This is a genomic window from Mesorhizobium sp. B2-4-6 (genome assembly GCF_006442775.1).
Taxonomy (GTDB): domain Bacteria; phylum Pseudomonadota; class Alphaproteobacteria; order Rhizobiales; family Rhizobiaceae; genus Mesorhizobium.
This window is the reverse complement of the sequence record NZ_VFVI01000003.1, coordinates 160,408-169,553: the sequence shown is the minus strand read 5'-3', so window position 1 is coordinate 169,553 and position 9,146 is coordinate 160,408. Positions and strand designations below refer to the sequence as shown.

Genomic DNA, 9,146 nt, shown 5'->3' with positions numbered 1-9,146 from the left:
ATTTTATTAAACATGTCGGCACAGTGATGAAACATTCGCCGGCTAGACCGTCAGATGTCACGATTTGGTCGGAATCGACCGCCAAACGCTGGACACGAAACCGTTACCAGGGAAGAGAATCATGGCTCGCACCAAGCAGGAACAGAACCGACAAACGCAGCCCGCACTGGCCAGCCACTACCGCGCGATCGGCCCGGCGGCAATCGTCGCGGCCCTCCTCCACACCGCGAAGAAGAAGAAGCCCGCGCAGAAGATCGTTTCGCCGCGCGTTGCCTGAAAGGGCACGACCGGCACGGTCCCCAACAATGGGGACGCCGGCGATGAGGGCGCCAGAGAGCGCCCTGGAGATGAAGGCCTCCGGAAGCAGCCTCGCAAGGCTGATAACCTTCGCTAGAACAAGTTCATCTGGTTTTCGTCCGCGCCAGGCTTCTGGCGCCCGGGTTTTTCGGCCTGCGGCGAAACGATGCCGCGCTCCTGAATCTCCGGCCCGGTGTTAGCGACCTTGTTGACCAGGTCGGAAACCGGAATCGCCTCGAAGAAATCGGGTGCCGCGGGCTTCAGCAGATCGAGCACGTCGCGCGGCTCCTGCGTGCGGCAATCGAGCCAGCGGGCGAAGTCGCGTTCCTCGATCACCACCGGCATGCGGTCGTGGATATGGGCGATGCCGGCATTGGCCTCGATCGTAAGAATCGCGCCGGTATCCATCTCCGAGCCGCCGGGCTCGGAAAAAGTTTCGATCAGGCCGGCGAAGGCGACCACGCCGCCGCGTCGCGGGCGGATCCAGTAAGGTTGGCCCTTGCCGCTGCCCGACTGCTGCCACTCGTAGAAACCCGATGCCGGCACAAGAGCGCGGCGGTGGCGCATGGCGGTCTTGAACGAGGCCTTTTGCAACACACCCTCGGAGCGGGCGTTGATGAGCAGCGGAAACGCCTTGGTGTCCTCGACCCAGCTAGGAATCAGGCCCCAGCGCACCAGCATCGCCTGGCGGTCCGGCAGGTTCGAGCCCGGCTCCCGTTGCGGGCCGGCAAGCGCCATCAGCACCGGCTGCGTCGGCGCGATGTTGTAGCGCGCCGGAAATTCCTCCAGCTCGGCCAGGCCGAGGAAGGCGGCGGTCTGGTCCGGCGTGGCGGTCAGGGCAAAGCGTCCGCACATGGATCTGGCTCTTCGATTGACGTGCAATGAAAGTGGCGATGGAACCGCCACGCCGCAACGGCTAAAGGTTGTTTCGCCCAATCGGTCCACAAAATGCTGCGGAAAGATCGACACGCATGGAACAGCGCAAGCTCATACCGGCCGTTTCCGTCGCCGTCGTGCGCGGCGAGACGGTGCTTCTGGTCAAACGCGCGCGGGCGCCGTCGCAAGGGCTCTACGCCTATCCCGGCGGCAAGGTCGAGCCGGGCGAAACGCTGGCGCAAGCCGCGGCGCGCGAGTTGCAGGAAGAGACCGGGCTCGAGGCGGCAGGCTACCGGCCGTTGCGCGACATCCATATCGACGGTCGTGCTGAAAACCACGCGGTCGACTATCTGCTGAGCGTGTTCGGCGCCGCCTATGCCGGCGGCGAGCCCGTGGCCAGCGACGATGCCGAGACGGCGGCGTTCTACACGCTGGCGGAAATGGCGCAGATGCCGCTTGCGGGCGACGTGTTCTCGGTCGCCGAGGAATTGCTCGGGCCCGCCGCGGGCGCGTAGACGCCGAAAAAATCGCCTTGCGGGCGACAAAATGTTTCGTCACAAAGCTTTAGCCCCCTCACGCCAAGGCTTTGATGACCCGCGCTACTGCTCTTCTCGCCGCGTGCCTCGCCGTCAGCATGGCCGTTGCCGCGCGGCCGGCGATTGCCGCCGAGGCGCCGTTCGAGCCCGGCCTGATGCGGCTGGCGGAAGTGCTCGGATCGCTGCACTTCCTGCGCAACCTGTGCGGCGAGAAGGGCGACCAGTGGCGGGCCGAGATGGAAAAGCTGCTCGAGTCGGAAAATCCCGATCCCGACCGGCGCGCCCGCTTCATCGCATCGTTCAACCGCGGCTACCGCTCCTTCAGCGGCACCTACACCCAATGCACGCCGTCGGCGACCGAGGCCATCGCCCGCTACATGAAGGAAGGCGAGACGTTGTCGCGCGACATCGCTTCCCGCTACGGGAATTGAGCCGGCTCGGCCGCTGCTCATTTCGCACAGATTTTTTGCGGGCAATCGGCGCCAATGTGACGCGCCTTATTGTGTCCTGTCCCGCTCTGGTGCAATCATGTGTTGCACTTGCGCAACAGCGTTAATGAAACGTTAGCGCGCGGTTGTGGAATTAACTCAAACTGAAGGTTTCGATGCCCCAAGCCGGTCTAATCGGCTAAGCTCGGCATCGATTGAGCGCAGTCTCGATCGGAATGTAGATTCCGACCGTAAAAATGTCGTATTTACAAAGACTTAATTGAGACTGCGGACGAGCTGACAGACCAAGCGGGATCTCTCGTCGGATCGATGCTTGCAGAAGGTGGACATCGCAATGGAACATGGCGTCAGCGACATCGACGCGTTGGTCAGGGAAGAAAAGCGGCTGACCGCCGTGGAGAGTCACAGCGAAGCGTGGGCCGAAGGCCTGTCGGCCGGCATCGAGCCGGAAATCATCGCCGAGGCAGCGCTGGAGACCGCTTTCGGCGAGATGTTGCGCGCCAATGGCGAGACCTCTGCGCTCGCGCTCCTCGACCGCATGCGGGAAAAGGTGATCGCCGGCGCCTTCGAGCCGGAACGGCCGAAGCACTAGCCACCTGTTTTTTTGACCACGAGTTTTTGACGGCGACACGCCATTTGGGCATCATGCCCACGTGTCTGGACGCTCAGAGCGCCGGCCGGGGCCGAATCCCGGAACCATGGAGAGGCAAGCGGTGAGATTTTCGATGTCAGGCCGGCCGCGCGGGCTGGCCCTCATCATCCTGATCGCCGCCTCCTGCCTGGCGCTGCCCCTGTGTCTCACCAGCACGCCTTCCTACGCGCTGAGCGAAATCCAGCGCGAGGACCTGCCTTCGCCGGTCACCCCGCCCGCAACTGGCGAAAGCGCCGCGCCCGGCGCCACCGTGCCGATGCCGCAGGCGCCCGGCACCAAACCCTCGGACCAACCTGCCGTCGATACGGACAAGTCGGAGCCGGAGACGCCCGCCAATGGTGGCATCACCAGCCCGCGCGCCGATCCGGACGCACCACCGCCTGCGGTCGTCTATGACCTCGACACGCTTCCCGAACCGGTCAAGCGCATGCATGGGCTGATCATCGAAGCCTGCCGGACCGGTGACATCGAGAAGCTGAGATCGCTGATCGGCAAGGGTGATTCCATGACGCAATTGTCGCTGGGCGACAGCGACGGCGACCCGATCACCTTCCTCAAGAGCCTCTCGGGCGACGGCGACGGCCAGGAAATCCTCGCCATCCTGGAAGAGGTGCTTTCGGCCGGCTACGTCCATGTCGACACCGGCACGCCGCAGGAACTCTATGTCTGGCCGTATTTCTTCGCGCTGCCGCTCGACAAGCTCGATCCCAGGCAGCGTGTCGAGTTGTTCAAGCTGGTCACGGCCAGCGATTATGACGACATGAAGCAGTTCGGCGCCTACATCTTCTACCGCGTCGGCATCACGCCGACCGGACAGTGGCTGTTCTTCGTCGCCGGGGATTGAGACGCAACAGGTACGGCAATGTTGGCGGGACAGCGCAACGACAGCGGCTGGGATTGTCGCTACGGCTCAGGCCGTGGTCAGAAGGATACCGTGGCCAAACTCGTCGGCCAATTTCATGATAAGCAGCTTCTCACGCGCCGTAAGGCGCTTTTGGTCGACAAAGCGCCAGTTGCGTTCGTAAAGCGCAAAGGCTTCTTTAGCGGGGATAAGACACGCGACATCGCGGTTCCAGGCGAGCGCCAGGAGTTCAGGAAACTCCGCAGGAATGATCGGCGCAATATTCGCGGTCATGGTGCATCCACGATAATGCAGAGCGCTTAATAAATCCAATTCTTGGCAAGGGCTAGGCCGGCGGCGCCTCGGAGAACTCCACCGCCGCGCCCTGGCCGGGCGTCGCGATCTCGCCTTCCCACATGACGCGCCTGCCGCGCACGACCGTGCCGACCGGCCAGCCGGTGACCTCCCTGCCGTCATAGGGCGTCCAGCCGGCCTTGGAGCCAGCCTGAGCGTTGGTGATGGTCTCGCGGCGCTTCAGGTCGACGACCGTGAAATCGGCATCGTAGCCGGCGGCGATGCGGCCTTTCCTGGCCATGCCGAATATGCGCTGCGGACCATGGCTGGTCAGATCGACAAAGCGCTGCAGGGTGAGCCGACCGGCGTTGACGTGGTCGAGCATGACCGGCACCAGGGTCTGCACCCCGGTCATGCCCGACGGCGAGGCCGGATAGGGTTTTGCCTTTTCTGCCAGCGTGTGCGGCGCGTGGTCGGAGCCCAGCACATCGACGATGCCTTGCGAAATGCCATGCCAGACGCCGTCGCGGTGGCGAGCGGCGCGCACCGGCGGATTCATCTGGATCAGCGTACCCAGCCGCGCATAGTCGTCGGCGCTCAGCGTCAGATGGTGCGGCGTCGCCTCGCAGGTCGCGACATCCTTGTGCTGTTCGAGGAAGACGATCTCCTCGGCTGTCGAGATGTGCAGCACATGGATGCGCGCGCGCGTCTGCCTGGCGATGCGCACCAGCCGCTCGGTGCAGCGCAGCGCCGCGATCTCGTCGCGCCAGACGGGATGGGACGACGGATCGCCCTCGACGCGCTCGCCGAGCCGCTCGCGCAGGCGGAACTCGTCCTCCGAATGAAAAGCCGAGCGGCGGCGGGTGTTGCGCAGGATCGAGGCGACTCCTTCATCGTCCTCGACCAGAAGGTCGCCGGTGGACGAACCCATGAACACTTTAATGCCGGCCGCTCCGGGCAACCGTTCCAATTCGCCGACATCGCCGGCATTGTCGCGCGTGCCGCCGACCCAGAAGGCGAAGTCGCAATGCATGCGGCCGGTGGCGCGGCGCACCTTGTCGGCAAGTGCGGCCTCGCTGGTGGTGAGCGGATTGGTGTTGGGCATTTCGAAGACGGCGGTGACGCCGCCCAGCACCGCGGCGCGGGAGCCGGTCTCCAGATCCTCCTTGTGCTCCAGCCCCGGTTCGCGGAAATGCACCTGGCTGTCGACGACGCCCGGCAGGATGTGCAGGCCCATGCAGTCGATGGTTTCGCCGGCCGAAGCCTGGCCGAGATCGCCGATCCGCGCGATGCGTCCGGCCTTCACGCCGATGTCGCGCCGTCCCTCGCCGTCATGGTTGACCACCGTGCCGCCTGTCAGGATGAGGTCGAAGGTGGTTGCCATGGGCAGGTCCAATCTCTTGCGGGGGGAGTGTGGCCGGCTTACGTAATGACCGGACGTTTTGCAAGATCAGGCCGATTTTACGCTCATGCCCGTTGCCCAACTCAAAGACCGCGCGCTCATTTCCGTGTCAGGCCCCGATGCCGAGCATTTTTTGCAGAACATCCTCACCACCGACCTCGACGCGCTTCGGCCCGGTGAAGCCAAACCCGGCGCGTTGCTTTCGCCGCAGGGCAAGATCCTGTTCGATTTTCTGATCTCGCGCGCCGGCGACGACGGCTTCCAACTGGAATGCCGGGCCGACATCGCCGACGATTTCGTGCGCCGGCTGATGCTTTACCGGCTAAGGGCCAAGGCCGCGATTGCCAAACAGGATCAAATGCTTGTCACGGTCGCATGGGGCGATGATTCAACCGCCTCGCTTTCTGATTCAACAGCGCTTGCCGACACGCGCTTCCGGGATGTGGCGGTTAGGCGTAGCTATGGCGGTGAAGCAACGGACGGCACGGATCCCGATGCATGGCAGATGCTGCGCATCGCGAACGGCATTGCGGAGAGCGGTTCCGACTACCAGCTCGGCGATGCCTTCCCGCATGACGTTCTGCTCGACGAGACGGGCGGCGTCGGTTTCAAGAAGGGCTGCTATATCGGCCAGGAAGTGGTCTCGCGCATGCAGCATCGCGGCACCGCGCGGCGCCGCGTGCTGATCGCGTCGGCCGATGGTCCCCTGCCCGCTGCCGGCACCGAGCTCACGGTCGCCGGGCGGCCGGTGGGCACGCTCGGCTCTGTCGACGGCCGCACCGGTCTGGCCATTGCCCGCATCGACCGCGTCAAGGCGGCGGTCGATGCGGGCCAGGCAATCATGGCGGATGAGGTTCCGGCAGCGCTCGCCATTCCCGCCTGGGCGAAGTTCACCTTCCCTGAAGGTGCGGTCAGCGCGGAGGAGGCCTGATGGCGGCCGACCGGGCCGGCGCGCCGCCGCGCGCCTGGCAACGCATGCTGTCCGGCCGCCGGCTCGACCTGCTCGATCCCTCGCCGCTCGACATCGAGATCGCCGATATCGCTCATGGACTCGCGCGCGTCGCGCGCTGGAACGGCCAGACCAGCGGCGACCATGCCTTCTCGGTGGCACAGCATTCGCTGCTGGTCGAAGCTCTCTACGGTGAACTGGTGCCTGCCGCTCCGGCCGAGGCGCGTCTTGCAGCGCTGCTGCACGACGCGCCCGAATACGTCATCGGCGACATGATCTCACCGTTCAAATCGGTAATGGGCGGTTCCTACAAGGATTGCGAATTGCGCCTGCAGCGCGCCATCCATCTGCGTTTCTCGCTGCCGTCGGAGCTCGCCGCCTCCTTGCGCAACGACATCAAGCGCGCCGACCAGATCGCCGCCTATTACGAAGCGACGCTGCTGGCCGGTTTTTCGACCGCTGAGGCGACCGAGTATTTCGGGCGGCCGCGCGGCTTCTCCGCCGACCGTTTCGACTTCACTCCAAAATCCGTGACCTGGGCGCAAACGGCTTTTCTCAAGCGTTTCAAGATGCTGGAAGCCAAGCGCCAGTCTTCGCTTGCCGTGAATACAACCCCATAAAAGAACGCTAAATTAACCCGCGACCGCGACAGTATTGCGTTCGGTCACGATCCGAAGGCGTGCTCATGCCCGGCGCACATGTCAAGACTGCTTCCACCGCCGGCAAGCGAAGAACGGCCGCCATTGGTCCGGCGCGGCGGATCGCGGAAGAATTACGGGCTCAGAACGAGCGCTTCGCGGCGGCTGTCGAGAACATGTCGCATGGGTTGTGCATGTTCGACGCCGACGAGCGGATGATCATCTGCAACCACAACTACATCGACATCTTCAGCCTGGACGCCAAAGTGGTGAAGCCCGGCATTCCTTTCTTCGACATCCTGCAGCACAGCGTTGACATCGGCATCGCTTCGCAGAGCGCGAACGAGCTTTATGCCATCCGCAAGCCCTACATCGATGGCGCCAAGGCTTCGACCTATGAGGAAGTCCTCTCCGACGGGCGCATCATCGTTATTTCGCACCGGCCGATCGCCGTCGGCGGCTGGGTGTCGATCTACGAGGACGTGACCGAGGAGCGGCGCGCCGAGGCGGAGTTGAAGGAGCAACACCGCCGCTTCGACGCCGCGCTTGCCAACATGTCGCAAGGCCTGCTGATGTACAGCGCCAAGGGCCGGCTCATCGTGCGCAACCAGCGCTTTCTGGACCTGTGCAACGCCAAGGCGTCGGATTTCGCGCTCGGCATGACGCATCGCCAGATGCTGGACAAGCTCATTCGACTCGGCATCTTCGCGCCGCTGGAAATCGACGTCGAGGTCGACAAGACGAAGGCCAGCCTGGATGCCGGCCAGTCGCGCTCGAGCTATCGCGAACTGGTCGACGGCCGAACGCTCTTCGTCTTGCGGCGGCCGCTGGCCGGCGGCGGCTGGGTGGCGACTTTCGAGGACGTCACCGAGCGCCGGCGCACCGAAGAGCGCATGACGCATCTTGCGCATCACGACACGCTGACCAATCTGCCCAACCGCTCGATGTTTCGCGATCGGCTGGACCAGGCGCTTGGCGAGGCAAAGCCGCTGGCGATCCTATCGCTTGACCTCGACCGCTTCAAAGCCGTCAACGACACGTTCGGCCACCCGGCCGGCGACTGGCTGCTGCAATGCGTCGCCAAGCGGCTGCAGCATTCGGTGCGCAGCAGCAAGGACGTGGTGGCGCGCTTCGGCGGCGACGAATTCGCCATCATCCAGTTCGGCATCAGGAGCGTCGCCGACGCCGAGAAGCTCGCCAAGCGCATCGTCGAGATCGTCGGCAAGCCTTATCGCGACAAGGGGCGCGAGATGCATGTCGGCGTGAGCCTCGGCATCGCGCTTTATCCCGGCGACGGGCACGACGCCGACACGCTGCTCACCAACGCCGACATGGCGCTCTACCGGGGCAAGAGCGAAGGACGCAATGTCTATCGCTTCTTCGAGCCGGGCATGGATGCGCTGATGCGCGAGCGCCGGGCGCTCGAGGCCGATCTCGAGGCGGCGCTCTCCAGGCGCGAATTCGAGCTTGATTTCCAGCCGATCCTCGACATCGGCTCCGGCAGAATTGTCGGCGCGGAAGCCCTGATGCGCTGGCGCTCGCCGTCGCGCGGCCTGGTGTCGCCGGAGAACTTCATCGCCGTCGCCGAGGAAACCGGACTGATCGTGCAACTCGGCGACTGGGCGCTGCGCAAGGCCTGCAACGTGGCGGCGAACTGGCCGCCGGACATGCGCATGGCCGTCAATGTCTCGGCCGCGCAGATCAAGAGCGGCGGCTTCGCCCGCAGCGTGATCGCGGCGCTTGCCTTCTCCGGCCTGCCGGCTAACCGACTGGAGCTCGAAATCACCGAAACGGTGATGATGGACGAGAGCGACGCCGTGCTGAAGACGCTAAGCCAGTTGCGCGGTCTCGGCGTGCGCATCGCGCTCGACGATTTCGGCACCGGCTATTCCTCGCTTGGCTACCTGCGGCGTTTCCCCGTCGACAAGATCAAGATCGACCGCTCCTTCACCAGCGATCTCGACAAGCGCGACACGGCGGCTATCGTGCGCACGGTGATCGGGCTCGGCGCCGAGCTCGGCATCACCGTCACCGCCGAAGGTGTGGAGACCGAGGCGCAGCTGGACATGCTTCGCAAGGCCGGCTGCGGCGAGGCGCAAGGCTATCTGATCGGCGTGCCGGCCAAGGCCGCCGAGGTGAACCGGCTGCTGCGTGCGCAGGCGCTGCAGCGCCAATCGGGCTGATTTCTGCCGTTTCTTCGACGCGAGCTCAG

The 9,146-nt window shown here is 64.5% G+C and carries 11 protein-coding genes; 8 read left to right on the top strand and 3 right to left on the bottom strand.

Going from position 1 to position 9,146, the window contains the following annotated elements; translation table 11 throughout:
• Positions 1-121: 121 nt before the first annotated feature.
• Positions 122-277, top strand: a complete 156-nt coding sequence (locus FJ957_RS10760; RefSeq protein WP_140644414.1) for a hypothetical protein — start codon at positions 122-124, stop codon at positions 275-277.
• Between the two features lie 113 nt (positions 278-390).
• Here FJ957_RS10760 and FJ957_RS10755 read toward each other — a convergent pair whose 3' ends face one another.
• Positions 391-1,152 carry an SOS response-associated peptidase gene (locus FJ957_RS10755; protein ID WP_140831154.1) on the bottom strand — a complete coding sequence of 254 codons (762 nt, stop codon included), beginning with the start codon at positions 1,150-1,152 and terminating at the stop codon, positions 391-393.
• Between the two features lie 116 nt (positions 1,153-1,268).
• On the opposite strand from FJ957_RS10755, the gene FJ957_RS10750 reads away from it, so the two are divergent.
• The 4 genes from FJ957_RS10750 to FJ957_RS10735 all read left to right on the top strand — a co-directional run bounded on the left by FJ957_RS10750 (position 1,269) and on the right by FJ957_RS10735 (position 3,654).
• Complete coding sequence (locus FJ957_RS10750) at positions 1,269-1,688, top strand: NUDIX hydrolase (RefSeq protein ID WP_140831152.1); 420 nt, start codon at positions 1,269-1,271, stop codon at positions 1,686-1,688.
• A gap of 74 nt (positions 1,689-1,762) precedes the next feature.
• Positions 1,763-2,140 carry a TIGR02301 family protein gene (locus tag FJ957_RS10745; RefSeq protein WP_140831150.1) on the top strand — a complete coding sequence of 126 codons (378 nt, stop codon included), beginning with the start codon at positions 1,763-1,765 and terminating at the stop codon, positions 2,138-2,140.
• Positions 2,141-2,492: 352 nt separating this feature from the next.
• Positions 2,493-2,750 carry a hypothetical protein gene (locus FJ957_RS10740; RefSeq protein WP_140831875.1) on the top strand — a complete coding sequence of 86 codons (258 nt, stop codon included), beginning with the start codon at positions 2,493-2,495 and terminating at the stop codon, positions 2,748-2,750.
• 121 nt (positions 2,751-2,871) lie between these two features.
• Positions 2,872-3,654 (top strand): hypothetical protein, encoded by a 783-nt coding sequence (locus FJ957_RS10735; RefSeq protein ID WP_140831148.1) that lies wholly within the window; start codon positions 2,872-2,874, stop codon positions 3,652-3,654.
• Between the two features lie 66 nt (positions 3,655-3,720).
• Here FJ957_RS10735 and FJ957_RS10730 read toward each other — a convergent pair whose 3' ends face one another.
• The gene (locus FJ957_RS10730; RefSeq protein ID WP_140831147.1) at positions 3,721-3,945 is read right to left on the bottom strand and encodes a hypothetical protein; all 225 of its coding nucleotides are present in this window, start codon (positions 3,943-3,945) and stop codon (positions 3,721-3,723) included.
• A gap of 52 nt (positions 3,946-3,997) precedes the next feature.
• Positions 3,998-5,329 (bottom strand): dihydroorotase, encoded by a 1,332-nt coding sequence (locus FJ957_RS10725; protein WP_140831145.1) that lies wholly within the window; start codon positions 5,327-5,329, stop codon positions 3,998-4,000.
• A gap of 85 nt (positions 5,330-5,414) precedes the next feature.
• Between FJ957_RS10725 and FJ957_RS10720 the strand changes: the two genes are divergently transcribed.
• The 3 genes from FJ957_RS10720 (at position 5,415) to FJ957_RS10710 (ending at position 9,117) form a co-directional block, all read left to right on the top strand.
• The gene (locus FJ957_RS10720) at positions 5,415-6,278 is read left to right on the top strand and encodes a folate-binding protein YgfZ (protein ID WP_140831143.1); all 864 of its coding nucleotides are present in this window, start codon (positions 5,415-5,417) and stop codon (positions 6,276-6,278) included.
• Positions 6,278-6,916, top strand: a complete 639-nt coding sequence (locus tag FJ957_RS10715) for an HD family hydrolase (protein WP_140831141.1) — start codon at positions 6,278-6,280, stop codon at positions 6,914-6,916. Before FJ957_RS10720 ends, FJ957_RS10715 begins: the two co-directional genes overlap by 1 nt.
• A gap of 65 nt (positions 6,917-6,981) precedes the next feature.
• Positions 6,982-9,117: an EAL domain-containing protein gene (locus FJ957_RS10710; RefSeq protein ID WP_140831139.1), complete on the top strand. Its 2,136-nt coding sequence runs from the start codon at positions 6,982-6,984 to the stop codon at positions 9,115-9,117.
• Positions 9,118-9,146 lie beyond the last annotated feature (29 nt).